The 24,204-nt window shown below is 70.1% G+C and carries 20 protein-coding genes and 1 pseudogene; 5 read left to right on the plus strand and 16 right to left on the minus strand.

What is annotated here, in order from left to right:
* Positions 1-11: 11 nt before the first annotated feature.
* Both RMN86_RS10675 and RMN86_RS18160 read left to right on the plus strand, forming a co-directional pair.
* Positions 12-1,871, plus strand: a complete 1,860-nt coding sequence (locus RMN86_RS10675; protein ID WP_309605829.1) for an ATP-binding protein — start codon at positions 12-14, stop codon at positions 1,869-1,871.
* A 64-nt stretch (positions 1,872-1,935) separates the two neighbouring features.
* Positions 1,936-2,127 (plus strand): annotated as a pseudogene (locus RMN86_RS18160) (GrpB family protein); the annotation flags it as partial.
* A 15-nt stretch (positions 2,128-2,142) separates the two neighbouring features.
* Here RMN86_RS18160 and RMN86_RS10680 read toward each other — a convergent pair.
* The 16 genes from RMN86_RS10680 to RMN86_RS10755 form a co-directional block, all read right to left on the minus strand.
* Positions 2,143-5,043: a bifunctional [glutamine synthetase] adenylyltransferase/[glutamine synthetase]-adenylyl-L-tyrosine phosphorylase gene (locus RMN86_RS10680; protein ID WP_309605830.1), complete on the minus strand. Its 2,901-nt coding sequence runs from the start codon at positions 5,041-5,043 to the stop codon at positions 2,143-2,145.
* A gap of 47 nt (positions 5,044-5,090) precedes the next feature.
* Positions 5,091-6,494, minus strand: a complete 1,404-nt coding sequence (locus tag RMN86_RS10685) for a HAMP domain-containing sensor histidine kinase (RefSeq protein ID WP_309605831.1) — start codon at positions 6,492-6,494, stop codon at positions 5,091-5,093.
* Between the two features lie 151 nt (positions 6,495-6,645).
* Positions 6,646-7,317 (minus strand): response regulator transcription factor, encoded by a 672-nt coding sequence (locus tag RMN86_RS10690; RefSeq protein WP_309605832.1) that lies wholly within the window; start codon positions 7,315-7,317, stop codon positions 6,646-6,648.
* Between the two features lie 28 nt (positions 7,318-7,345).
* Complete coding sequence (locus tag RMN86_RS10695) at positions 7,346-8,908, minus strand: Do family serine endopeptidase (RefSeq protein ID WP_309605833.1); 1,563 nt, start codon at positions 8,906-8,908, stop codon at positions 7,346-7,348.
* 141 nt (positions 8,909-9,049) lie between these two features.
* Positions 9,050-9,502 carry a cytochrome c-type biogenesis protein gene (locus RMN86_RS10700; RefSeq protein WP_309605834.1) on the minus strand — a complete coding sequence of 151 codons (453 nt, stop codon included), beginning with the start codon at positions 9,500-9,502 and terminating at the stop codon, positions 9,050-9,052.
* Positions 9,499-11,490: a heme lyase CcmF/NrfE family subunit gene (locus RMN86_RS10705; RefSeq protein WP_309605856.1), complete on the minus strand. Its 1,992-nt coding sequence runs from the start codon at positions 11,488-11,490 to the stop codon at positions 9,499-9,501. Before RMN86_RS10705 ends, RMN86_RS10700 begins: the two co-directional genes overlap by 4 nt.
* Positions 11,490-12,002, minus strand: a complete 513-nt coding sequence (gene ccmE, locus RMN86_RS10710) for a cytochrome c maturation protein CcmE (RefSeq protein ID WP_309605835.1) — start codon at positions 12,000-12,002, stop codon at positions 11,490-11,492. Before ccmE ends, RMN86_RS10705 begins: the two co-directional genes overlap by 1 nt.
* Complete coding sequence (ccmI, locus tag RMN86_RS10715) at positions 11,999-13,081, minus strand: c-type cytochrome biogenesis protein CcmI (RefSeq protein WP_309605836.1); 1,083 nt, start codon at positions 13,079-13,081, stop codon at positions 11,999-12,001. Before ccmI ends, ccmE begins: the two co-directional genes overlap by 4 nt.
* A gap of 72 nt (positions 13,082-13,153) precedes the next feature.
* Complete coding sequence (locus tag RMN86_RS10720) at positions 13,154-14,533, minus strand: hypothetical protein (protein WP_309605837.1); 1,380 nt, start codon at positions 14,531-14,533, stop codon at positions 13,154-13,156.
* A gap of 90 nt (positions 14,534-14,623) precedes the next feature.
* Positions 14,624-16,015, minus strand: a complete 1,392-nt coding sequence (locus RMN86_RS10725) for an ATP-binding protein (RefSeq protein WP_309605838.1) — start codon at positions 16,013-16,015, stop codon at positions 14,624-14,626.
* A gap of 28 nt (positions 16,016-16,043) precedes the next feature.
* Complete coding sequence (locus RMN86_RS10730) at positions 16,044-16,736, minus strand: response regulator transcription factor (protein ID WP_309605839.1); 693 nt, start codon at positions 16,734-16,736, stop codon at positions 16,044-16,046.
* Between the two features lie 34 nt (positions 16,737-16,770).
* Positions 16,771-17,046, minus strand: a complete 276-nt coding sequence (locus RMN86_RS10735) for a PepSY domain-containing protein (protein WP_309605840.1) — start codon at positions 17,044-17,046, stop codon at positions 16,771-16,773.
* A gap of 86 nt (positions 17,047-17,132) precedes the next feature.
* Entirely contained in the window at positions 17,133-18,068 is a 936-nt protein-coding gene (locus RMN86_RS10740) for a DnaJ C-terminal domain-containing protein (RefSeq protein WP_309605841.1), read from the minus strand.
* Positions 18,069-18,179: 111 nt separating this feature from the next.
* The gene (locus RMN86_RS10745) at positions 18,180-18,644 is read right to left on the minus strand and encodes a YcgN family cysteine cluster protein (protein ID WP_309605857.1); all 465 of its coding nucleotides are present in this window, start codon (positions 18,642-18,644) and stop codon (positions 18,180-18,182) included.
* A 5-nt stretch (positions 18,645-18,649) separates the two neighbouring features.
* Positions 18,650-20,029 (minus strand): amino acid permease, encoded by a 1,380-nt coding sequence (locus RMN86_RS10750; protein ID WP_309605842.1) that lies wholly within the window; start codon positions 20,027-20,029, stop codon positions 18,650-18,652.
* Positions 20,029-21,114, minus strand: a complete 1,086-nt coding sequence (locus RMN86_RS10755) for a hypothetical protein (RefSeq protein WP_309605843.1) — start codon at positions 21,112-21,114, stop codon at positions 20,029-20,031. The genes RMN86_RS10750 and RMN86_RS10755 overlap by 1 nt, the downstream gene beginning before the upstream one ends.
* Positions 21,115-21,348: 234 nt before the next feature.
* Between RMN86_RS10755 and RMN86_RS10760 the strand changes: the two genes are divergently transcribed.
* From RMN86_RS10760 to RMN86_RS10770, 3 genes are all read left to right on the plus strand, one after another.
* Positions 21,349-21,582, plus strand: coding sequence for an AbrB/MazE/SpoVT family DNA-binding domain-containing protein (locus RMN86_RS10760; protein ID WP_309605844.1), 234 nt, complete (start codon positions 21,349-21,351; stop codon positions 21,580-21,582).
* Positions 21,582-21,995 carry a type II toxin-antitoxin system VapC family toxin gene (locus tag RMN86_RS10765; RefSeq protein WP_309605845.1) on the plus strand — a complete coding sequence of 138 codons (414 nt, stop codon included), beginning with the start codon at positions 21,582-21,584 and terminating at the stop codon, positions 21,993-21,995. Before RMN86_RS10760 ends, RMN86_RS10765 begins: the two co-directional genes overlap by 1 nt.
* A gap of 114 nt (positions 21,996-22,109) precedes the next feature.
* Positions 22,110-23,930, plus strand: a complete 1,821-nt coding sequence (locus RMN86_RS10770) for an ABC-F family ATP-binding cassette domain-containing protein (protein WP_309605846.1) — start codon at positions 22,110-22,112, stop codon at positions 23,928-23,930.
* Positions 23,931-24,204: the final 274 nt, after the last annotated feature.

Genomic DNA, 24,204 nt, shown 5'->3' on the forward strand with positions numbered 1-24,204 from the left:
AGCAGCGGGCCTTGGCCTCAAGCGGCGGGGACAGTGCGCAGGGGCGGCCGGAGGGCCGATCGGGCGATCTTGCCCTAGCGCGCGCGCCGACCCTGCGCTTCGCCCGCATCGCGATCCTGGCGGCGCTGCTGATCCTGATGCTCTACACGGGCATCGCCGCCTACCGCCTGACGCACGGCCCGCAGAGCCCGACGGAGCAGCTCTTCTGGCTGATCGTCCCACTGGCCGCGGCCTTCACGCTGGGCGTCGTGCTGCTGGGGGAATCCCGCCGCGTCGAACGCCTTCACGCGGCCTATTCCGACAGCGAGCAGCGCTTCCGTCTGGCCGTCGAGGCGGCCCGCTGCGGCATCTGGGAATGGGATCTCGAAGCCGACAGGATCTTCATGTCCGAGGTCACCGCGGCCCTGTTCGGCTGGCGCGGCGGGGTGATGGACGGCCAGCAGGTGCTGGACCGCGTCTCCGAAGGCCACCGCGATGGCCTGCGCGAAGCTCTCAGCACGGCCGCGGTCTACGGCGGTTTCGATGTCTCGTTCCGGGTGCCCAGCCTGTCGGCCGGTCGGCCGGTGTGGATCGACGCGCGCGGCCAGGGCTTTGGCAAGGCGGCCGAAGGCGGCTATGCGCGGATCATCGGCGTGGCCCTCGACGTGACCGAGGAGCGCCTGGCCCAGGCCCGGGCCCAGGCCGCCGAAACCCGCCTGCGCGACGCCATCGAAAGCGTCTCCGAAGCCTTCGTCCTGTGGGACCGCCACGGGCGCCTGCTGATGTGCAACCGCAACTACCGCAGCTTTTTCCGCCTGGAGCCGCAGGTGCTGAAGCCCGGTGTCGCGCGCGAGGAGCTGGAGGCTCAGGCCCAGCTCGCTGTCCGCCAGGAGTTCCAGGCCCTGGGCGGTCGCAAGGGCGTGCGCGAGGCCGAGCTGATCGACGGCCGCTGGGTGCAGATCTCCGAGCGCCCCACGGCCGAGGGCGGCCTGGTGGTCACCGCCGCCGACATCACCGCGCTGAAGGCCCAGGAAGAGGCCCGCCGCGTCAACGAGGACGCCTTGCGCAAGGCCGTGGTCAACCTGGAGCACAGCCAGGAACAGCTGTCCGAACTGGCCCGCAAGTACGAGACCGAGAAGGTCCGCGCCGAGGGCGCCAACCAGGCCAAGAGCGAGTTCCTGGCCAACATGAGCCACGAGCTGCGCACGCCGCTCAACGCCATCAACGGCTTCTCCGAGATCATGATCGCCGAGATGTACGGCCCGCTCGGCGACCCGCGCTACAAGGACTATTCCCGCGACATCCTGGTCTCCGGTCAGCACCTGCTGGCGCTGATCAATGACATCCTCGACATGTCGAAGATCGAGGCGGGCAAGATGAATCTGCGCTTCGAGCCGGTCTCGCTGGAGGACGTCGCCGAGGACGCCCTGCGGCTGGTGCGCAATCGCGCCGAGGCCGCCGGCCTGGCGCTGCGCCTGGATTTCTCGGACCTGCCCGAGGTCGACGCGGACTACCGGGCCATCAAGCAGGTGCTGCTGAACCTGTTGTCCAACGCTATCAAGTTCACCCCCCGCGGCGGCCTGATCACCGTGCGCGCGGAGCGCCGCGACGATCCGCTGGGCGAGCGCGTGAGGATCAGTGTGCAGGACACCGGCATCGGCATCCCCGCCGACGATCTGGCCCGGCTCGCCCGGCCCTTCGAGCAGATCGAGAGCCAGCACGCCAAGACCCAGCAGGGCACGGGTCTGGGCCTGGCGCTGACCAAGTCGCTGGTCGAACTGCACGGCGGCCTGCTGGACCTGCGAAGCGCGCCGGGTCAGGGCACCCGCGCCACCTTCTCCCTGCCGGTCCGCCAGCCGGGCCTGGCGCCGCCTCTGGCGAAGGCGAGTTAGCTGGCGTGACCGACCCAGCCAGATCCTCTCTCGGGCGAGTCGAGATCGTCGATTTTAGCCCAGGCTGGCCGGACGCTTCAGAGCCGAACACGACCTGATACGATCGTTGACGGACGCCCCGTTCATAGAGCTTGAGCATTTTGGCAGCACTGCCGAACCGATGCTCCGCGCCAAGCCGAACATCGACCTGATGGCCTCGGTCGCCCGGTTGGAGGAGGCCGAGACCGCGGCCTCGCGCCGGAGACTTGCTGGGACGAGTAGGTCGCGTCGCCTAGAGCTGCACGATAAGATCGTAGGCCTTCCGCGCCGCCAGGCGGGCGGCGGCCAGGCGGGCCCGCAGCTGGCGGAAATCCCGTGCACCGCCCGCCCGGGCCAACAACGCACGGAACGCTGCCGGCTCGGCCTCCGGATCGGCGCCGTCGTCCAGCGCCACCTTCAATAGCTGGGTCAGGTCCTGTTGCAGCCGCCAGCCGCGCTCCAGGTCCGCCAGCGCCGCCGCCGGCGCCAGCGTGGCCTCGCGCAACGCCGCCAGGGCCTGGGCGGTGTTGGGCTTCAGCGGCCCACCTTCGGCGGCGTGCGCCAGCTGCAGGAACTGGACGGCGAACTCGATGTCCACCAGGCCGCCGTCGGAGAGCTTCAGGTCCCACGCGCCCTTCGCCGGCCGCTCGCGCGCCATAAGGGCGCGCATCTCGCGCACATCGGCGGCCGTCGCGGTCCGGTCCCGGTTCCGCCGCAAGGCTGTCGTGATCGCCGCCTCCGCCGCCTGGGCGAACGCCGGCCCGCTCGACCAGACCACCCGCGCGCGGGTCAGGGCCAACAGCTCCCAGGTCTCGGCTTCAGCCGCGTAATAGTCCTCGAAGGCCGCGAAGCTCACCGCCACTGGCCCCTTGGTCCCGGAGGGGCGCAACTGCATATCCACCTCGTAGAGCCCGCCCTCGGCGGTCTGCGCCGACAGCGCCGCGATCAGCCGCTGGGTGAACCGGCCGTAGAAGGTGACCCCGTCCCACCCCTTGATCACCGACCCGCCCGCCGGGTCCGACACCCGATAGAGGGTCATCAGGTCAAGGTCGGATCCGGCGCTCATCTCGCGGGAGCCGCATTTGCCCAGCGCCACCACCGCCACGTCGCCGGCGAAGCCACCGCCGATCCGCACGGTCTCCGCCAGGGCCGCGGCCGCCAGGGTTCCGATGCAGACGTCGGCCAGGTCGGCGAAGGCCTTGCCCGCGACTACCGCGCTGGCGGTCCCGCTCATCACCTGAACGCCCACCCGGAAGGCCTGCTCGCGGTGGACAATGCGCACGGCCTCCATCGCCGCCTCGAAACCCCCGGCGTCCATGTCGCGGACAGCGCGTTCGACGGCGGCCTGCATGGCGGCGCGATCCTCGGCGATGTCGATCGCCTCGAAGAACGCCCCGTCCAGCATGGAGTCGATGGCGGCCGGGCGTCTGGCAAGAGTCGCCGCAAGCCGCGGCGCGAACGCCATCACCTGGACGATCAGCTCGAAGAGCTTCGGTTGCGCCAGGAACAACGACTGAAGCTGCACCCCCGACGAAAGCCTGCCGAAGAAATCGGCGAACCGAAGGAAGGCGGTGTCCGGCGCACCTGTCGCCTGGGCCGCGTCCAGAAGGCGTGGGGCCAGGCGGGTGAACAGTTCGCGGCCGCGCTCGGTGGCGGTCGCCGGGATGCGGCCGCGATGCCAGGCGCGGATGGTGGCCGCGACATTGGCCGGCGTCGAAAACCCCATCCGCTTCAGCGTCGCCAGGGTCGCCGGATCGTCATCGACGCCGGTGAAGACCAGGCTGCCGAAACGTGAGGACAGCGGCTCCTCCGACGGGAAGAGTTCGCTATAGCGCGCGTTGACGCCCTTCAGCGTCCGGGTGATCGCCGCGTCGAAGCTGCGCAGCGGCGCGAAGCCGCAGAGCGCCGCCACGCGCCGGCGCTCCGCATCGGAGTCCGGCAGCCGGTGGGTCTGCTCATCGGCCAGCATCTGGATCCGGTGCTCGATCCCGCGCAGGCGGATATAGGCGCCGGTCAGTTCAGCCGCGGTGCGCGGCGCCACGTGGCCGGCCTCGGCGAGCGCCGCCAAAGCGTCCAGCGTGCGACGACCGCGCAGCGCCGGGTTGCGGCCGCCCAGGATCAACTGCTGGGTCTGGGCGTAGAATTCGATCTCGCGAATGCCGCCGCGGCCCAGTTTCAGGTCGACGCCGGCGGCGCTGACCCGCTCGTCCACCTTGTGAGCGTGGATCTGGCGCTTGATCGAGTGGATGTCGGCGATGGCGGCGAAATCGAGGTTCTTGCGCCACACGAAGGCCTGTAGCTCGCCCAGAAAGGCGTTCGCCGCCGGGATATCGCCGGCGCAGGGTCGCGCCTTGATGAACGCCGCCCGTTCCCAGTTCTGGCCGGCGCTCTCGTAGTATTCCAGCGCCGCGGCGATCGGCACCGCCGGCGGGGTCGAGGACGGATCGGGCCTCAGTCGCAGGTCCATGCGGAAGACATAGCCGTCGGCGGTCCGCGCCTGAATCAGGTCTGACAGTCGCTGCGTGAGGCGCACCGCGAACGCCCCGGCCTCGATCCCGTCGGCGAGCGGCATGGCGTCGGGATCGAAGAACACCGAGACATCGATGTCGCTGGAGTAGTTGAGCTCGAAGGCTCCTTGCTTGCCCATGGCGATGCAGAACCAGCCGGGGACCGGCCCCTCGTCGCCCTGACCCACCCGCGTCAGCCGCCCGGCCTCCAGTTCGCCCGTCGCCGCGACCACCAGCGCCGAGGCGACCGCGGCGTCGGCAAAGCGGGTCAGCGCGCCGGTCACCTGGTCGAGGTCCCAGACGCCGCCCAGGTCGGCGAGAGCGGTCAGCAGATGCAGCTCGGCCTTCAGCTCGCGCAGCCGCACCTGGGCCGCGGCGAAATCCAGGCTCGCCGCGGCGGCCGTGCGTGAGAGAATATCGACCAGCCGCCGGTCAGGATCGTCGGCCAGCAGCGCGTCGAGCCGCGCGGGGTCACGCCGCGCCAGGCCGGCGAGGTAGGGCGAGGCGGCAAAGGCCGGGGCCAGCAAGGGCCATGCCTGGTCCAGGCGCTCCGCCGCCACCGCGCCGGCGATGACGGCGCGTATGCGCCCGGCAGCCCGGTCATCGACCACCGGACCACAGGGCTTCAGTTGTCGGGCGAGCGCCATGCCTTGAGGAAGTCCCACCGTTCCTGCGAGCCGGTCAAGCGGGTCCGTCAAGCAGGTCGGGGCAGCACCAGGGCCACGCGCAGGCCCGGACCTGTGTCGCCCACCTGGCCGGGCCCCTCGTCAAGTTCGAGCCGTCCGCCGTGCGCCTCGGCGACAGCGGCCACCAGCGACAGGCCGAGCCCAGCCCCCGGCTCATTGCGACTGTTCTCCAGGCGGACGAACCGTTCGACCACCCGTTCGCGGTCGGCGTCCGGCACGCCGGGTCCGGTGTCGGTCACCGAGAACTCTACCTCGCCCGAGGAGCGGCGGCGCACGCGCAGCATGATCGCGCCCCCGGCCGGGGTGTATTTGACCGCGTTGTCGAGGATGTTGGCCAGGGCCTGGGCGAGGAATTCGCGATTGCCGCGCAGCTGCAACGGCTTGGCGAACTCGGCGGCGAAATCGATGCCCTTATCCTCGCAGAGCGGCGCGTAGAGTTCGGCGATGTCGGCCGCCAGATCCGCGGGGTCGAACAGCACCGGGTCAGGGGCCGCGCCGGCGGCCTGCAGCCGGGCGATCGACAGCACCGCGCCGAAGGTCTTCAGCACCCCGTCGGTATCGTCCAACGCCTGAGCCAGCGCCTGGGTCGGGTCGCCCTTGCCGGCCTCCACATCGAGGTAGGCGGCTTCCAGCCGCGCCCGAAGCCGGGTCAGCGGCGAGCGCAGGTCGTGGGCGATGGCGTCGCCGGCGTGGCGGTGGCCGGCCATCGAGCGTTCCAGGCGGTCCAGCATCTCGTTGACCCCCGCCGCCAGCTCATCGAACTCGTCACGGGCGCCGCGCACCTGGGCGCGGGCGCCAAGATCGCCATTGCGCACCGCCTCGACCACCTCGCTCAAGCCGACCATGCTGCGGGTGACGTTGCGGCTGACCAGCACCCCGCCGGCGAGGCCCAGCACGATGACCAGGGCGCCGGCTCCCCAGAGCGCGCGGACTATCTTGACCACATAGGCCTCGTCGTCGCCGACGTCCGCACCGACGAAGAGGATCTGGCCGCCGCGCAGCGCCTCCTGCAGACCGCGCGCCGGGTGCTTGACCGTGTGGCCGTTGGCGTCGAGGTCGGTGACCGAAAAGCTGGTCCAGGTGCTCGGGCCGGAGAACGTCTCCACCGGGCTTTCCGCAATGGAGCCGGAGATCCGCTTCTGGTCCTTGTTCATCAGCAGATAGAGAAACGGCCGCTCGCTGGCCGCCCGTTCGATCAGCGACTGGTTGACGGCGTCCAGCCCGGCGCGGTCGTAGGCCCCGACCAGCGAGCGCATCTCCCGCGTGATCTCCTGGTCCGTCCGTCGCGTCGCCTCGCCGGCGGTCGCCACATAGATGTAGGCCAGGAAGGCGCTGGCGGCGCTGGCGAACAGCGCCAGGAACAGCAGCGTCAGCCGGAACGGCGTGGTGCGGAATATGCGCGGCAGGCGCATCTATCTCCCCTGCGAAGCGGGGGAGGGGGACCGTTCCCCGAATAGGGAATGGTGGAGGGCGCAAGCCTCAGACGCGGCGCATGGGGCTCGTCCCCTCCACCATCGGCTCTTCGGCCGATGGTCCCCCTCCCCCATGAATGGGGGAGGTAGGCTACGCATCCAGGCGGTAGCCCGCCCCGCGGACGGTCTGCAGCATCGCCCGGTCGAAGCCCTTGTCGATCTTCGACCGCAGGCGCGAGATGTGCACGTCAATGACGTTGGTCTGCGGATCGAAGTGGTACTCCCAGACCTTCTCCAGCAGCATGGTGCGGGTCACCGACTGGCCGGCGTGGCGCATCATGAACTCCAGCAGCTGGAACTCGCGCGGTTGCAGGTCGATCTCCTTGCCTTGCCGATGCACCGCCCGCCCGATCAGGTCCATCTCCAGATCGCCCACGCGAAGCAAGGTCTGCACCGAACCGGTCTCGCGCCGGCGCGCCAGGGCTTCCACCCGGGCGATCAGTTCGGCGAAGGCATAGGGCTTGACCAGATAGTCGTCGCCGCCGGCCTGCAGGCCGGCCACCCGATCGCCGACCTCGCCCAGGGCCGAGAGGAACAGCACCGGCGTCTGGTCGCCCTCACGCCGGATGGTCTCGATCAGCTGCACGCCATCCATCTTCGGCATCATGCGATCGACGATCATCACGTCGAACTGGCCGTCGCGCGCGGCGCCGAGACCCGCCTGCCCGTCCGCCGCCCGGCTGCAGACGTGGCCCGCGTCGGCCAGCCCCCGCTCCATGGCGTCGGCCGCCTCGAGGTCGTCTTCGACGATCAGGATCCGCATGCTGGTCTCGCCCCGCGCTGAGCGCGCCCTAGCCCGTCACCTTGAGCGGCAGGAACGTGGTGCGGCCCTGCCGAAAGATACCCATCAGGACGCCCGTGCGGCCAGCCTTCTTGGCGCTGTCGACGGCGGCGGCGACGTCAGCGGCGCTGGTCACCGGCTTGCCCCCGGCCTGGACGATCACGTCGCCTCGGCGCAGGCCCTTCTGACCGGCGTCGGACGCCTGATCGACGCTTTCGACCAACACGCCGCGCAGAGTCTCAGGCGCGTTGAGCCGCCGCCGGGTCGCCTCGTCAATCGGACCCAGCGCCATGCCGAGCACGGAGGTGTGCGGCGTCGCGGGGTCCCCCGGCGCGCGCTGGGCGCCGCCGGGCGTGTTGTCGTTGGAGGCCAGATCCCGTTCCGACGGCCGGATGCCGGAGCGAACCTCGACGGTGCGATGCTTGCCTTCGCGGATCACCTCCAGGCGCAGGGCGTCGCCGGCCTTGCCCTTGGCGACCTCGCGGGTCAGCTCCGAGGAGCTCTTCACCGACGCCCCGTTGATCGCCACGACCACGTCGCCCGGCAGCAACCCGGCGCGCTGCGAGGGGCCGCCCGGCACCAGGTCGGAGACGATCGCCCCCTTCTGGGAGCCCAGCCCCTGGGCTTCGGCCATGTCAGGCGTGAAGTTCTGGATCGTCGCGCCGATATAGCCGCGCTGAATCTTGCCGCCGGAAATCAGCTGCTTGGTGACCTTGTCGGCGATCTCGGCGGGAATCGCGAAGCCGATGCCCACAGACCCGCCAGACGGTGAGAAGATCGCCGTGTTGACGCCGATCACCCGGCCATAGATGTCAAAGGTCGGCCCGCCCGAGTTGCCCCGGTTGATCGGCGCGTCGATCTGGATGTAGTCGACGAAGGTCTCGCCGATGTCCCGCCCATAGGCCGAGATGATGCCCGCCGTCGCCGTGCCCCCCAGACCGAAGGGGTTTCCGACCGCGATGACCCAGTCGCCGACGCGCGGCTTGCCGGCGTTCTCGAAATTCACGAACGGGAAGTTGGTGCGCCCGCCCTTGACCTTGATCACCGCCAGGTCGGTGCCTTCGTCACGGCCGACCACCACAGCTTCGAGTTCGGTCTCGTCCTTCAGCACCACCTTGATGGTCTCGGCGTTCTCGACCACGTGATTGTTGGTGACGATGTAGCCGTCAGCCGAGATGAAGAATCCGGACCCGGCGGACTGCTGGGTTGGCAGCCGTGGCTGGCCTCGCCCACCCTGCGGCGGCGCGGCCTCGTCGTCCCCCTCGCCCTTGCCCTTGGGCGTGAGGTCGAAGGGAAAATTCTCGAAGCCCGGGACCTTGCGCAGCGCACTGGTCTCAACCCGGCTGGTGACATTGATCGACACCACGGCGGGCGAGACCCGGTCGAAGATGTCGGCGAACGACATTGGCGCGCCCGGCGGCGGGGCGAAGATCGGCGCCGTCGAGGCCCTGATCAGATGCGCCTGGTCGGCGTGGGCGGACGGCAGCCGCATGCCGGCGCCGGCCACCGCGGCGGCCATGACGCCGGCGCCAGCTACGGCGCCCAGGAGATAACCCGTCTTCTTGGAGGTCATATGACTTCTGTTCCCTGTGCGCCCCGCAGCTTCGGACGCGCTTTTCAAGCCGAGGTTCGATGCACGAGAGCTTCGCCGCCCTCAAGTTACGTTTAGATCACCGTCGGATCGGTATTCCGACCGATGTTAGGCGCAATCATGTCAGGCGGAATCGCTTTCCGCGAGCCGTCTCACGCGGTTGGCCTCTTCCGGAGAGAGTTCCGCCTCCGCCGCGCGGTTCCGCAGCCTTGACGCCAGCAGGCCGCCACCCGCCAGAACCACCAGGAACGGCCCACCCCAGAGCGCCAGATTGACCCAGGAGAAGGCCGGGGTCAGCAGGACAAATTCGCCATAGCGGTCGGTCAGGAAACGCTTGATCTGGGCGTCGCTGCGACCCGCTCGGACCTGTTCGCGCACCGCACGGCGCAGATCGCCCGCGAGCTCAGCTTCGGAATCGTCGATCGATTCGTTCTGGCAGACGAGGCAGCGGACGTCGGCGAAGATCGCCCGGGCGCGGGCTTCCTGATGCGGATCGGCGAGGCGTTCGGCCGGGTCGGCGGCGGCGGCGATGCAGATCACCCCGGCCAGCGCGGCGAGGAGCGAACGCGCGGTCATGCCGGCTGCTCCCCGGCGACAGCTTTGGCGCGCCGCGCGACGCCCAGCCTGAGACGCCGGTCAGACAGCGAGATCAGGCCGCCGATGGCCATGATCACCGGCCCAAGGAAAATCAGCGTCGCCCAGGGGTTCCAATAGGCCCTGACCAGCCAGACCGGCGTGCCGGCCATGGTCTCCCGCCGCTCGCCCAGCACCATGTAGAGATGCGACGCGCCGCGATAGCAGATCGCCACCTCCGAGGTGGTCTGACCGCCGGCCGGATAGAACCGCCGCTCCGGCTCGCCCGTGCAGACTGGCTTGCCGTCCCGGGTGGCGCGGATCAGGCCGCGCTCGGCCTCGAAGTTGGGACCATCGACGGGCCCGACACTTTCCAGGACCAGGTGATACCCGCCAACATCGAGCGACCCGCCAAGACTGAGCGCCTCGGCGGCCTCCCCCTTCCAGCCGATCTCGAAACAGGCGCCCAGCACGAACACGCCGAGGCCCAGGTGGGCCAGCGTCATCCCCCAGGCGCCGCGTGGCAGGCCAACCAGCCGCCGCCAGCTGTCAGCGGCGGGAACCCGCAAGGCCCGCGTGCGCTCGACAAGTTCGGAAATCGCCCCACCGATCAGCCAGACGCCCAAGGCCAAGCCCAGGCACCCCAGCGCCTTCTTCGGACTGACCAGTGCATAGGCCAGCAGGCCGCAGCCGACCGCGATCACCGCGGCGATCCAAAGGCGCTGACCGACTCCTCGCAGATCGCCGCGCTTCCAGGCCAGCAGTGGCCCGGCCGGCAGCAGGATCGCCAGCGCCGCCATCAGGGGCGTGAAGGTGGCGTTGAAATAGGGGGGTCCCACCGAGATGGATTCCCCGGTCAGGGCTTCGCGGATCAGCGGATAGAGCGTCCCCAGGAGCACCGTCGCCGTCGCCGCGGCCAGCAGGATGTTGTTGAGCACCAGGGCGCTTTCGCGGCTGATCGGTGCGAAAAGCCCGCCCGGACTGAGCTGCGGCGCGCGCCAGGCGAACAGGGTGAAGGCGGAGCCGGAGGTCAGCCCCAGAATGATCAGCAGCAGCACGCCGCGCGTGGGATCCACGGCGAAGGCATGCACCGACGTCAGCACGCCCGAACGCACCAGGAAGGCGCCCAGCATCGAGAAGGTGAAGGCGCCCAGGGCCAGGAACAGGCTCCAGCCGGCCAGGGCGCCGCGTTTTTCCGTGACAATGGCTGAGTGCAACAGGGCGGTGGCCACCAGCCACGGCATGAACGAGGCGTTCTCGACAGGATCCCAGAACCACCAGCCGCCCCAGCCCAGCTCATAGTAGGCCCAGAAGGCGCCGAGCGTGATGCCCACCGTCAGGAAACTCCACGCCGCCAGCGCCCAGGGTCGCACCCAGCGGGCCCACGCGGCGTCCACCCGTCCCTCGATCAAAGCGGCGACGGCCAGCGAGAACACCACCGACATCCCCACATAGCCCGCGTAGAGGAACGGCGGATGGATCGCCAGGGCGGGGTCCTGCAGCAAGGGGTTGAGCGAGCGGCCCTCAACCGGCGGCGTGGCGATGCGCATCAAGGGGTTGGAGGCGAACACCGTGTAGGCCAGGAACACGCTGCCCAGCGCGCCTTGCGTCGCCACCATCAGCGCCTTGAGGCCGCGCGGCAGGCCGCCGCCGAGCGTCGCCGATGCCGCGCCATAGCCGGTGAGGATCAGGCACCAGAGCAGCATCGAGCCCTCGTGACTGCCCCAGGCTCCGGCCACCTTATAGAGCAGCGGCTTTTCGGTGTGCGAATTGGCCGCCACATTGGCGACGGAGAAATCCGACGTCACGAAGGCATAGATGAGGCTGGCGAAGGCGATCGCCACGCCAGCGAACGCGGCCAGGGCCGCACCTTCGCCGGCCGCTGCCAGGACCGTCGAACGGCGGATCCGCGCGGCGGTCGACAGCATCAGCTGGGCGATGGCGCAGGCCAGCGCCAGGGTCAGCGCGAAGGATCCGAACTCGGCGGTCATCATGGCGTCACCCTGCCCGCTTCCCCGACCGAGGGAGCTTTGGCGTAGTCGGGCGTGGAACCGTCGCCGCGCCATTCCCCCTGCGCCTTCAGCGCCTTGGTGAGCTCTCGCGGCATGTAGCGTTCGTCGTGCTTGGCCAGCACCTGCTTGGCCTCGAACACGCCGTCCCTGCGGAACGATCCGACGGCCACCACGCCCTGGCCCTCGCGGAACAGGTCCGGAAGGTCGCCCTGGAACACCACCCGATCGGCGGCGGTGCGATCGGCGACCGTGAACTCCACCCGGCCATCCGGATGCTTAGCCACCGAACCGATCCGAACCATCCCGCCAAGCTGCACGGCGCGACCCGGTGACGGACTGGCCTTGGCGGCCTGCGAGGGCGTGTAGAAGAACGAGATCGAATCCTTCAGCCCCCACAGCGTCAGGCCCACGGCCATCACCAGGATCGGGGCGATGGCGGCCACCAGGGTCAGGCGCCGGCGCGCCTTGGGAGACTTCGGCAACCAGCTCATCGCATCGGCTCCGTCGCGGCGGCCTTGGCGAGGTCGGCCAGGACGCCGGGGTCTGCGGCATAGCGCGCGCGCGCTGCCTTCAGCGCGGCGTCTCGTTTGTCGCGCTCGCCAAGCACCGCGTAGGCCCGCACCAGCTGGACCCATCCCTTGCGATCGTCGGGGCTGGCGGCCAACCGTGCGGCCAGGTTCGCCACCATGCCGCGCACGGCGGTCAGCTGGTCGCGGGAAAGGCCCTGCGGCGCCGGAGCCGATCCGCCCTGCGCCTCGGCGATGGCGGCCGCCAGCGTGGACCGGCGCGGATCGTCAGCCGGCAGGTCGGCCAGCAGGGCGCGCCAGTCGGCAAGGCCGCCCGCCTTGTCGCCCGCCGCCACGCGGGCGCGGGCCAGGTGGAACCGCGCGGGGACGCTTGCCGGGTCAAGCTTCAGGGTCTCGGCAAAGACCTGGCGGGCATCGGGCGTCACCGCGCCGCCGGCGGCATAGACCATGGCTTCGCCGAGCATTTCCCAGAGGTCGGCGCGCTGCGGCGCCAGCTTCACGGCGCGTTTCAGCGCGCGGACCGCGCCGGCTGGATTGTTTGATGCGCCTTCGGCCAGCGCCAGATAGCGAAAGCCATCCGGGTCGCTGGGCCGCTCGCGGGTAAGCTTGTTCAGCACGGCGGCCATTTCCGGCGGCGCCAGGGTTCGCGGGTCGGCGCGGGTCCACCCGGCCAGACGTGCGGCGAACGGTTGGTCGACCCTGCCCGGCGACCCCACGACGAAATAGAGCCCCAGGGCCAGCGCCGGCGCCGCGGCCGCGGTGATCAGGACCGGCGCCCGGAGGGGGCTCGCCGACCAGATCCTCACCGGCTCGTCGGCGGCGTCAAGAAGGCGGCGCCCGGCCTCGGCCTCGGCGCTCTTGCGCTCCGCGGCGCCGATCAGGCCGCGATCGGCCAGTTCGCCGATCTCGGCAAGCTGGCGGCGATAGAGCACGGTCGTGGGATCGGCGGGTTCCACCCGTGTCGCGGCTCGGGCGGCGCGCAGCAGAATAAGGATGGCCGAGGCGGCCGAGAGGACTGCGGCCGCGGCCCAGAAGGCGATCATGCGCGGCGTGTAGCCGAAACCCCGCGCCAGGGCGAGCGGTGGCTTGCCGACTGTAGCTCCAGGTGCAGAGCGTCAGGTCGGGTCACCACCGTGGCAGACCGCGGCGCGACGACGAATCAGCTCCGCGAATTTTTCGTCGCGGACCAGACCCGCGAAATCGGCGGCGACCGACAGATAGGCATGGGCAATGCCCCGATCGGGCAGGTCGCCGGTCCGGGCCAGGTCGAGCACGTCCTCAACATAGTGGTCGATCATCCCCCCCAGCCTGTCCACCAGCCGGGTGTGAGCCGCGGAAAAGCCGCCATAGTTGGCGAAGGGGCGCGCCGTTTCGCTGAAGGCGAGCAGGGTCATCGCCCGGGCGACAGCCCTCGGGTCAGGGGCGGTGTCAAGCTTGGGTCCCTTCTTGCGCAGGCGCGCAAGGCCCGCCACCTCACTGGGAAGCGCGGCGGTCGCAAAGGCCTCGGCCTCCCTCAGCCGGGCCTCCACAACCTTGGCCAGCGCCTGCTTCTGATCGACGATACGCCGTCCCCAACCCTGGTCGCGGGTCAGTTCGATGGCGCCCTCGAGTTCGTAGGTCTGGGCCGTGACAACACCTATGCGGGCGGCGACTTGAGTCGCGACCGACGGACCGGCATCGGGATCGAGGGTGGCGATCGCCGTCAGGGCGGCGTCAATGTCGCTCATCACCCGCTCCGGGAAGGCGCCCAGCTCCGACTCCGCAAGATAGCGCTCGGTGGGCCGGTCCATGATCGCCGAGATGATCCGCAGCACCATCCACCGCGGTGTGAGCTGGGCGGCCAGCATCTCGAAGAAACGCGGCCCGGCGTCCTCGGCGATGGCGACCGCGTCCTTGTAGGCCAGCCGGGCGGCGGCGGCCGTCTCGTCGTCGACGCGCCCGATCCAGTCCGGCAGACGGCCGATCGCGCAGCGCACTACGGGCGATATGGCCAGGCAGCTGGCGAGGGCGGCCGCACCGCCGGCCCGGGCGGCCTCACAGATCTCAGCCGCGGTCCGGAAGTCCCGCGCCTGGCCGGCGCGCAGAACGTCGGCCGCCGCCCGCACCAGGGCGTCGAAGGCAAGGCTCGGATCCGGGGGTTGGCGTTCGTCAGCGACCGCGGCGGCCACGGACTCGGCGATCACCGCTGCGGCCGCGACCTCGGCGGCCGCCTCGCGCTTCAGGCCGCGCCAGACCAACGCCAGGGCGCGGGCGGGGAACACCAGACTGTGGCCGTCCGACCCATCACCGACACAGAGCGGCGCCAGCGGCGCGAAGACGGCGTTGCGCAACGCCCGGTCGCGCGCCTCGGCCTCGACCAGCAGGCGGACGTCGGCCAGAACAGTGTCGTCGCCGGATTGCGCCAGCGCCAGTTGCAGGTTGCCGACGATCCGGTCCGGGGCGGTTTCCACCAGGGTCCTGACGATCTCGATCTTTCGCTCGGAGAGGGCGCCCATGGCACGCTCCATATGCGGGACAGGGTTCCGCGCGGCGTATAGTGCCTGCCCCGAGTTAAGGGTCTGCGAAGGCGTGGATCGCGCTCCGCGTCAGGCCCCGGCCTGCGGCAGATCCGCGTCCAGGCGGAGTCCGCCGAGGGTCGAATCTCCCAGGGTCACGCCGCCGCCGTAGGCGCGGGCCAGTTCATCGACGATCGACAGGCCAAGACCCGAGCCCGGCGCGGTCTCGTCCAGCCGCGCGCCCCGGCGCAGCACCTCGTCGCGGCGGTCGGGCGGCAGGCCGGGGCCGTCGTCTTCCACCACCAGAGCGAACCGCTCCGCACCGAGCGCGGCGGCGCGGACCCGGACGCGGCCCTTGCACCACTTGCAGGCATTCTCCACGGCGTTGCCGGCGATCTCGAGCAGGTCCTGCCGCTCGCCGAGGAAATAGAGGTCGTCGGGCGCGTCCCAGTCGATGCTGACCCCCTTGTCGCGGAAAATGCGCTCCAGGGTACGCGACAGCTCGTCGAGCACCGCGGCCACGGCGGTTCGCTCGCCCTGCCCCTGGCTGCGGGCCGCGGCCCGGGCGCGCCGCAGGTGATGGTCGACCTGTTGGCGCATGGCGTCCGCCTGCCGGGTCACCACGTCCGCCAGCGGGCCGGGTCGCTGGGTGGCCTCGGCGATCATTACGGAGATCGGAGTCTTCAGCGCATGCGCCAGGTTGCCCACGTGGGTGCGCTGACGCTCAACCACCTCCTGGTTGTGCGCTACCAGGGCGTTGAGTTCCTGGGCCAGCGGCTTCAGTTCGCTGGGATAGGTTTCGGCCAACCGCACGGACTTGCCCCGGCGCACGTCGGCGACCTCGCGGCTGAGGTCGAACAGCGGTCGCAGGCCGACCCGGACCTGGATGACAATGGCCACGATCAGGCCCGCCCCCAGCAGCACGAAGGCCGCCGCTGTGGCGGCGACGAATCCCTGGACGTCGCGGTCGATCGAGCTGCGATCCTCGGCGGCCAGGAAGATCACCGGGGCCTTGCGGCCGGGCAGCCAGTTCTGCTGCGCGCGCACCCGCAGCGGCTCGCTGAGCGGACCGCGAGCGTCATAGGCGATGGGGTGGCCCGGCCGGGATTTGAGCCGCGCCACCAGATCCGCTGGAGCGTCGAGCACCGCATCGAACAGAGAGTGGGACCGCGCCAGGGGCCGCAGCCGACCGTCCGCCGTAGGCTCGGCGATCTCCCAGTAGCGGCCGGAAAAGACCCGCAGCGCGCGTTCGTCGGTGAACGGCGGGGCGAACACCTGTCCGGCCTCGACCGTCGAATAGGTGACCAGGTTGACGGTGAGATCGCTGAGCGTCTGATCGACGCGCCGGATCGCGGCCTGCTGGAACAACAGCGCCAGGACCGCGGCCGAGACGATCAGGGCCGCGAGACTCCAGCCCAGCGCCAGCAGCACCAGCCGACGCGCCAGCGAGGGGCGGCGCAGCCCCGCCGCGAGGATCGTCACCCCGTCACGGGGCCCGGTACGCGACCCATCACGACGCGCTCGCCGCACCGTCGAGCTCGGCGTCGGGCGCCGTCAGGCGATAGCCGAGCCCGCGCACGGTCTCGATGCGGTCGGCGCCCATCTTCTTGCGCACCCGGCCGATGAATACTTCGATGGTATTGGAATCGCGGTCGAAATCCTGGTCGTAAAGGTGCTCGACCAGTTCCGTTCGGCTGATCACCCGACCCTGGTGCATCATCAGATAGTGCAGGAGGCGGTACTCCAGTGAGGTCAGCCGCAAGGGCTCGCCGTTGACGCTGGCGCGGGCGGCGCGGGGATCAAGGCGCAGGCCGCCGCATTCCAGATTGGGGCTTGCGTGGCCAGCGGTGCGCCGCAGCAGCGCCCGCAGGCGCGCCAGCAGCTCCTCGGTATGGAAGGGCTTGGTCAGGTAATCGTCCGCGCCGGCGTCGAAGCCCGCGACCTTCTCGCTCCAGGCGCCGCGGGCGGTGAGGATCAGCACGGGGGTGGCCATGTTCTCGCGCCGCCAGCGTTCCAGCACCGAGATCCCGTCCACCTTGGGCAGTCCGAGATCGAGGACGACGGCGTCATAGGGTTCGGTCTCGCCGAGAAACTGGGCCTCCTCGCCGTCCGGCGCGTGATCGACGGCATAGCCGGCGTCAGCCAGCGCCAGCTTCAGCTGGCGCGACAGGTCGGGATCGTCTTCCACGAGCAGGATGCGCATGGCGGCCTCCTTGTTCTAGCCAATAACCCGGGTTCTAGCCAATGACCTGGCCGGTCTCGGCGTCCACCACGAACACCACGATCCGACCGTCGGCGAGTTGCCACTGGATCACATAGGTCGCCCGGCCGCCCGATTGACCCAGTGTGGTGTTCAGCTGCTTGCCCGGGTGGCGCTGGGCCAGCATGGCCAGAACGCGCGAGAGCGCCACCTGGGGCGCCTGGCGGCCCGCCTGGGCGGTTTCCTGCGCCGCGGCCACGCCCGCCACGGGCGCGCCGAGCAGCAGCGCGGCGATGAGGATATGGTGTTTCATGGGTCCCCACCTAAGGGGCCTGGACTGAACCGGGCCTGAACGGTCCCGGTTATGGGACGCCGCGTGGCGGCTGTCACGCCCATCGGTCAGGGCTTGCGCTTCGGCGCATAGGGCCGCTCGCGCTTCCAGGTTTCGGCCAGGGCCTCCAGCTCCGCGTCCGGTCTGTCGGGCAGGGCGACCACCAGGCGCGCGAAGAGGTCGCCGCGCCGGCCCTGCGCGTCAGCCAGCCCCCGACCCTTCAGCCGCAGGCGCGCGCCGGTGTTGGCGCCCTTGGGGATGGTCAGGGTCACCGGGCCGTCCGGGGTCGGCGCCTGAGCCTTGCCGCCCAGCACCGCGTCATAGACGGTCACCGGCACGTCCATCACCAGCGCCTCGCCCTCGCGGCGGAAGATCGGGTGCGCCGCAATGGTCAGCTCGATCAGCGCGTCGCCGGGGCCGGCGCGGCCGGGCGAGCCCTGGCCCTTGAGCCGCAGGGTCTGGCCCTCCTGGGCGCCCTTGGGGATGGTCACGTCGATGGTGCGCCCGTCGGAAAAGGCGATCCGCCGCTTGCCGCCCAGGATGGCGTCCACCAGGTCGACCTCAAGCCGGGCGCGAACGTCACCGCCGCGCTGCGAGCCGCCGCCGAACCCGCCGCCCTGTCCGCCGCCGCCGCGGCCGCCCCTCGCACCGCCGAACATCTCGCCCAGGATGTCGCCGAGATCGACGCCCTCGAAGCTCTCGCCACGCCCGCCGCCGAACCCGCCGCCGCCGGGAGGTGGACCCCAGGGACCGCCGCCGCCGAACCCGCGCGCGGTCTCCCGCCCGTCGGCGTCGATCTCGCCGGCGTCGAACTTCTTGCGCTTGGGGACGTCGCCCAGGATGTCGAAGGCCGCGCTGACCCGCTTGAACCGCTCCTCGGCCGCCTTGTTGTCGGGATTGGTGTCGGGGTGGTGGGCCTTGGCGAGCTTGTGAAACGCCTTGCGGATCTCCGCCGCCGTGGCGGTCCGGGGGACGCCCAGCTCCTGATAAGGATCGCTCGCCAAAAACCTGAGCCCTTCGATGATTGGAGGTGGAGTGTCGCGGTCTAGATCGGTCGGAACGCGCCCGCGCGCAAGAGCCAATGTGGCAGAAATATCACATGTGGGCGCCGGAGCCTAGCGCCGCCCTCGCTCAACCATCAGGTCGGGGGCGGCGAAATCCAGCGCGTCCTCGGCCTCGTTGAGCACCGTCTCGCTGATCGTCTGGCCGCGCACCGAGACGCCGGCGCGATGCACGCTTTCAGGGTCGCCGGATATCAGCGGATGCCAATCCGCCAGGTCACGGCCCTCGTGCAGCCGTCGATAGGCGCAGGACAGCGGCATCCAGGCCAGCTGTTCGATGTTGCCGGGCGTCAGCTTGACACAGTCGGGCACAGTGGCGTGGCGGTTCGCATAGTCGGCGCAGACGCAGGCGTGGGCGTCGAACAGCTGGCAGTGGACGCGGGTCGGGATGACGTCGCCGGTGTCCTCCTCCTCGAAGCGCACCAGGCAGCACAGGCCGCAGCCGTCGCACAGGCTCTCCCACTCCGGCACGGTCATTTGGGTGAGCGTCTTGCGACGCCAGAAAGGTTCGCGGGCCATGCGGCTCATGTAGCAGATCGGACACGGCGCCGCTGAACGACGTAGGCCACAGTCAGAATGCCGAGCCAGGGGACGCCGACGATCCAGGAGATGTTCCAGAATTCGGTGTCGAGCCCCATGGTGACCAGCAGCGCGGCGAGCAGGATCAGGCCGGCGATCTGCAGCCAGGGGAAGAAGGGCATCCGCACCGGCAGGTCGCGGGCCCGGTGTCGGCGGCGGAAGCCCAGGTGGCTGAGCAGGATGACGATCCAGACGAATATCGCGCCGAACAGGGCGACGCCGAAAAGGTAGTTGTAGGCCAGCGGCGTGAAGAACGAGACCGCGGCGGCCGCGGCGACGCAGACGCCGGATACCGCGATGGCGGCGGTGGGCGCGCCGGCGGGATTGAGACGGCCCAGGCGCCGGGGAGCATAGCCGCCGCGCGAGAGCGAGAACAGCATCCGGGCGCTTAGGTAGATGTTGGCGTTCATGCTGGAGAGCGCCGCGCTCAGCACCACGAAGTTCATGATCCCGGCCGCCGCCGGCAGTCCGGTATGGGCGAAGACGCGCACGAAGGGACTTTCGGAAACCACCTTGGCGCCGGTCTCGGTCCACGGGACGAAGCTCATCAGGACGGTCAGCGCCAGCAGGTAGAACAGCGCCAGGCGCACGGCCATGGCGCGGAGCGCGGCGGGGATGGTGGTCTTCGGATCGGGCGTCTCGGCGGAGGCGACCGCGACCATCTCGACGCCGACGAAGGAGAACACCGCCATGATGGTCCCCATCCAGACGCCCTTCAGCCCATGAGGCAGGAAGCCGCCGGGCAGGGCGTAGAGATTGTGGAGGCCCAGGGCAGGCTGACCGACCCCCAGGATCGCCGCGCCGCCCAAGAGGATGAAGCCGACGATGGCGGTCACCTTGATGACCGCGAAGACGTATTCGAAGGTCCCGAAATTGGCCACCGAGCGGGCGTTGACCCAGAGCAGGATGACCGCGAACCCGAGCGACCAGGCCCAGACCGCAACGCCGGGGAACCACCAGCTCATATAGGTTCCGGCGGCCACCGCCTCGCCGCCGACGGCGATCACCTGGGCGGCCCAGTAGGTGTAGCGGACAACGAAACCCGCCCAGCGGTTCAGATAGGTCTCGGCATAGACCCCGAAGGACCCCGCGGCCGGGTGCAGGGCGACCATTTCCGACAGGCTGCAGACCACCACGATCGCGGCGAAGGCGGCGATCAGATAGCTGATCAGGACGCCCGGACCCGCGTAGCCGATGGCGATGCCGCTGCCCATGAAGAGGCCGGTGCCGATGGCGCCGCCCAGACCGATCATGATGATCTGGCCGCGCGTCAGCGCCTTCTTGAGGCCCGCTTCGCGCGCGACGATGGCGTCTTCGTCGTCCATCAGACGTCCGAGGCGCCGGCGGGCAGGATCACCTCGAGCAGCTGGAAGTCGGGCGAGGCGTCCGCCAGGCCCCACGGCCGTCGGGGCGGGATGACGAAGGCGTCGCCGGCGTTGAGCGGGTGCGCGCCGTCGTGGTCGAGCACGGCGCCTCCGTGCAGGACGAAGCCGAACAGCAACTCGCCATCGTAGCCGTCGGCGGCGAAGGACCGGGCCAGGGCGGGACGGATCACGCGGACCTCGGCCAGGCCCTGCGTCGCGGCCGCCATGCCGGTGTCGCGGCGTTCGAATCCGGTGGCGGCGTGGGCGGTCCACGGCGTCTCGACGGCGACGTGGCGCAGGAAACGCTGGCCGGCGAAATCGCGCCGCGGATCGAGACGCGCTGTGGGCAGGGTCAGGTCGTGGTCGGCCAGGGTTTCGTGCAGGGCCGGACAGCCGATCTCCACCACCTCCAGGCCCGGCGAGCTTTCCAGCACCCGGTGGCGGATGCGGGGCGGTTGCAGGACGCAGTCGCCGGCCTGCAGGGTGAAGGGCTCCCCCTGGTCCTCGTAGACCACCCGCACCCAGCCGGCGCGGCAGAAGATCATCTGGAAGCGGATCTTGTGGAAGTGGACCCAGTCGGCGACCGGCCCGCCCTGAGGGATCGTGATGTGCGAGGCGATGAAGCGTCCGCCCAGGCGGTCGGGGATCAGGTCCCGATAGAGCATGCCGGCGCGGCCCTCGCCGGGGCCGGGACCGTCGGCGGCGCGGGTGAGGACGAACGCCGGCCGAAGCGGCGGCGTCTCGAGGGGCGGATTGGGATCGACGAACAGGATGCGGGCGCCGTTGGGGGCGATCCGCGGCGCGCCGGCGCCGGGAAGGCGAAGCGTCGGCGCGGGTGCGTCCCCCGGCTCAAGCCGCAGGCGCAGGCCGTGGCCGGAGAGGCTGGCGACGCGGGGCTCGTCGGCCGGAAAGATGGTCTCCACCCGGAAGCCCAGGGTTTCCACGAAGAAGTCGAGCGTCGGCGCCAGCTCCACGCAGGGCAGAACCACCTCGGCCTGACCGGGCCCCAGACTGGGGGTTTCTGCGGTCGATCCGACGTCGCGCAACCGGGGTCTCCCTCTCCGTAAGGACCGGGATCATCCGTAAGGCGGTCCGCGCGCAAAGTCTCGCCGGGCGGCGGGGCCTCAGGCGGAACTTCGCCGATCCTTGGGCGGAGCGTAGACCTCTCCAGGCACGGAATCACCGAACGCCCCCGACCCGCCCCGCGCCGCTGCCGGCGACTTCTTGGTCTCCAGACCAGAGTCGTTGGCCTATGCCGAAGCCTATGCTATCGTTGCGCCATGAACGCGCATCGTCACGTGAAACTGTTCAAGAACGGCCGGAATCAGGCAGTTCGGATTCCGCGCGAGTTCGAGTTGCCCGGGCAGCACGCGATCATGCACCGCGAGGGCGACCGGTTGATCCTTGAGGCGGCGGCTCCGACATCACTGCTCGCGGTCCTGGCCGCTCTGTCCCCGATCAACGACGAATTTCCTGAAATTGACGACCCGGCGCCAGGTCCCGTCGAACTCTGATGCGCCACCTGCTCGACACCAACATTGTCTCGGACCTCGTGCGCAATCCGCAAGGCAGGATCGCCGCACGGATCGCCGAGGTGGGCGAGGACGCGGTCTGCACCAGTTTGATTGTCGCTGCCGAGCTCAGATACGGCGCGGCCAAACGCGGCTCGCCGCGCCTGACGGCCCAGGTCGAACGCGTCCTGGCGGCCCTGACGATCCTGCCGCTTGAGGACCCCGCCGACGCCGCTTACGGCGAGCTTCGCACGCAACTGGAGACGGCCGGCACGCCGATAGGCGGCAACGACCTGCTGATCGCCGCCCACGCCATCGCAGCAGGGTGTTGCGTTGTGACCGACAACGAACGGGAATTCGCCCGGGTAGGCGGGCTGACTGTGGTCAACTGGCTACGCCAACCCTTGGAAAGTTAGCCAAGGGTCAACGGGCGGTCGGTTTCAGATATCGAGCGGCAGGTGTCGCAACCCACGCCCATGCCCGGCCCGCCCTTGCGCTCCGCCCCCCGCGCTGTATCTGTCCGCCCCCACATGCGCGCCCCCATCCTCGCCCTGAAGGACGTTCGCCTGGCGGACGGTCCGCTGATGCTGTTCGACGGGGTCGATCTGGCCCTGGACGCCCGCGTGCGCGCCTGTCTGGTGGGGCGCAACGGGGCGGGCAAGTCGACGCTGTTGCGCATCCTGGCCGGGCAGATCGAGCCGGACGGCGGCGACCGGGCGATCACACCGGGCGCGCGGATCGCCTTCGTGCCGCAGGAACCGGAGATCACCGGCGCCACCCTGCTCGACTACGCCACCGCAGGCGGGGCGAAGGACTATCGGGCGCAGGCCCGGCTGAGCGACTTCGGGCTCGACCCAGGCAAGGCGGCGGAGGGGCTCTCCGGCGGGGAGATCCGTCGCGCGGCGCTGGCCCGGGCCTTCGCCGAGGACGCCGACGTGATCCTGCTGGACGAACCCACCAACCACCTGGACATCCTGGCCATCGAGACGCTGGAGGAGGAACTGGCGGCGTCGAAGGCCGCGGCCCTGATCGTCAGCCATGACCGGGCGTTCCTGGAGCGGGTGACCCGGCGCTGCTTCTGGCTGGAATACCGGCTGGTCAAGCGGCTGGACGAGGGGTTCGCGGGCTTCGAGGGCTGGGCTGAGAAGATTGCCGCGCAGGAGGCCGAGGAGGCCCGGCGCCTGGATCGCTATATCCAGCGCGAGGCCCACTGGATGGCCCGCGGCGTCACCGCGCGCCGCGCCCGCAACGAGGGCCGCAAGCGACGCCTGGAAAGCCTGCGCCAGGACAAGGCCGACCGGCTGAAGGACACCCGCAAGGAACTCAACATGGGGCTGGCCAGCTCCGGGGTCTCAGGCAAGCGGGTGGTCGAGGCCAAGGGCGTCAGCAAGGCGTTCGGCGACCGGGTGCTGCTGAAGGACTTCTCCACCCGCATCCTGCGCGGCGATCGGGTGGCGGTGGTCGGGCCGAACGGGGCCGGCAAGACCACACTGGTCAAGCTGCTGCTGGGCCAGATCCCCGCCGACTCCGGCGAGGTCAAGCTGGGGACCAATCTGGAGATCAGCTATATCGACCAGGCGCGCGCGGCGCTGTCGCCGGAGATGACCCTTCGCGAGGTGCTCCTGCCCAAGGGCGGCGACCAGATCCTGGTGCGCGGCGAGCCCCGCCACATCGTGTCCTACGCCAAGGACTTCCTGTTTTCCGAGGCGCAGCTGCGCCAGCCGGTGCGCAGCCTGTCGGGCGGCGAACGCAATCGCCTGCTGCTGGCCCGCGCGCTCGCCAACCCGGCCAATGTGCTGGTGCTGGACGAGCCGACCAACGACCTCGACATGGACACCCTCGACCTCCTGGAAGACCTGCTGGCCGACTATGAGGGGACGCTGATCCTGGTCAGCCACGACCGCGACTTCATCGACCGGCTGGCGACCTCGACCATCGGGCTGGACGGCGCGGGCCGCACCATCGAGACGCCGGGCGGCTGGCAGGACTTCATCTCGCAGAATCCGGGGTTCTTCACCCACCTGCCGATTGCCGCCTTCGCGACGAGCCCCAAGTCGGCCGCCAAGGCGACCTTGGCGCCGGCGGCCAGGCCGGAACCGCCCCGCTCGGCGAAGCTCAGCTTCAAGGACCAGCGCCGGCTCTTGGAACTGGAAACCCTGATCGCCGAGGCGCCCGGAAAGATGGCGGCCCTGGAGGCCAGGCTGGCCGACCCGGGCCTCTATGGCCGCGACCCGGCCGGCTTCCAGCGGTTGAGCCGCGAGCTCGACGCGGCGCGCGCGGGCCTGGCCGCGGCGGAGGAAGACTGGCTGGTCCTTGAAGGCCGCCGCGAGGCCCTGCAAACCGGCCGCTGAAGGCTCAGGGTCGCTTTCCTGTGGATTGTTTTCAGCTCTGAATCGCTTTTGGAAATTGGCGCGACGTCCCAGGTTGTCCACCGGATATGCACCGGGTTTGCTCCGCCCACGCACATGGGGACCCAATCTCTCGCTTGCCGGATTTCGGGTTCGGGAGCACCGTTCACTTGCCGAGAGGGACTGCGGCGCGGGCGGACGGAGAGGCCGGAAACGGCGGACCCAGAAGCCAAGGCGAGCAGGAGGTTTTTGAGCCGTAGGACCGGGGCGACCCGGG

The sequence above is a fragment of the Phenylobacterium sp. genome (genome assembly GCF_031360265.1).
Classification (GTDB): domain Bacteria; phylum Pseudomonadota; class Alphaproteobacteria; order Caulobacterales; family Caulobacteraceae; genus Phenylobacterium.

Excerpts from the sequence above, each read along its gene's own strand:
- RMN86_RS10680 (WP_309605830.1), bottom strand. The coding sequence starts at position 5,043 with ATGGCGCTCGCCCGACAACTGAAGCCCTGTGGTCCGGTGGTCGATGAC.
- RMN86_RS10685 (WP_309605831.1), bottom strand. The coding sequence starts at position 6,494 with ATGCGCCTGCCGCGCATATTCCGCACCACGCCGTTCCGGCTGACGCTG.
- RMN86_RS10690 (WP_309605832.1), bottom strand. The coding sequence starts at position 7,317 with ATGCGGATCCTGATCGTCGAAGACGACCTCGAGGCGGCCGACGCCATG.
- RMN86_RS10695 (WP_309605833.1), bottom strand. The coding sequence starts at position 8,908 with ATGACCTCCAAGAAGACGGGTTATCTCCTGGGCGCCGTAGCTGGCGCC.
- RMN86_RS10700 (WP_309605834.1), bottom strand. The coding sequence starts at position 9,502 with ATGACCGCGCGTTCGCTCCTCGCCGCGCTGGCCGGGGTGATCTGCATC.
- RMN86_RS10705 (WP_309605856.1), bottom strand. The coding sequence starts at position 11,490 with ATGACCGCCGAGTTCGGATCCTTCGCGCTGACCCTGGCGCTGGCCTGC.
- ccmE (WP_309605835.1), bottom strand. The coding sequence starts at position 12,002 with ATGAGCTGGTTGCCGAAGTCTCCCAAGGCGCGCCGGCGCCTGACCCTG.
- ccmI (WP_309605836.1), bottom strand. The coding sequence starts at position 13,081 with ATGATCGCCTTCTGGGCCGCGGCCGCAGTCCTCTCGGCCGCCTCGGCC.
- RMN86_RS10720 (WP_309605837.1), bottom strand. The coding sequence starts at position 14,533 with ATGGGCGCCCTCTCCGAGCGAAAGATCGAGATCGTCAGGACCCTGGTG.
- RMN86_RS10730 (WP_309605839.1), bottom strand. The coding sequence starts at position 16,736 with ATGCGCATCCTGCTCGTGGAAGACGATCCCGACCTGTCGCGCCAGCTG.
- RMN86_RS10735 (WP_309605840.1), bottom strand. The coding sequence starts at position 17,046 with ATGAAACACCATATCCTCATCGCCGCGCTGCTGCTCGGCGCGCCCGTG.
- RMN86_RS10745 (WP_309605857.1), bottom strand. The coding sequence starts at position 18,644 with ATGGCCCGCGAACCTTTCTGGCGTCGCAAGACGCTCACCCAAATGACC.
- RMN86_RS10750 (WP_309605842.1), bottom strand. The coding sequence starts at position 20,029 with ATGGACGACGAAGACGCCATCGTCGCGCGCGAAGCGGGCCTCAAGAAG.
- RMN86_RS10760 (WP_309605844.1), top strand. The coding sequence starts at position 21,349 with ATGAACGCGCATCGTCACGTGAAACTGTTCAAGAACGGCCGGAATCAG.
- RMN86_RS10765 (WP_309605845.1), top strand. The coding sequence starts at position 21,582 with ATGCGCCACCTGCTCGACACCAACATTGTCTCGGACCTCGTGCGCAAT.
- RMN86_RS10770 (WP_309605846.1), top strand. The coding sequence starts at position 22,110 with ATGCGCGCCCCCATCCTCGCCCTGAAGGACGTTCGCCTGGCGGACGGT.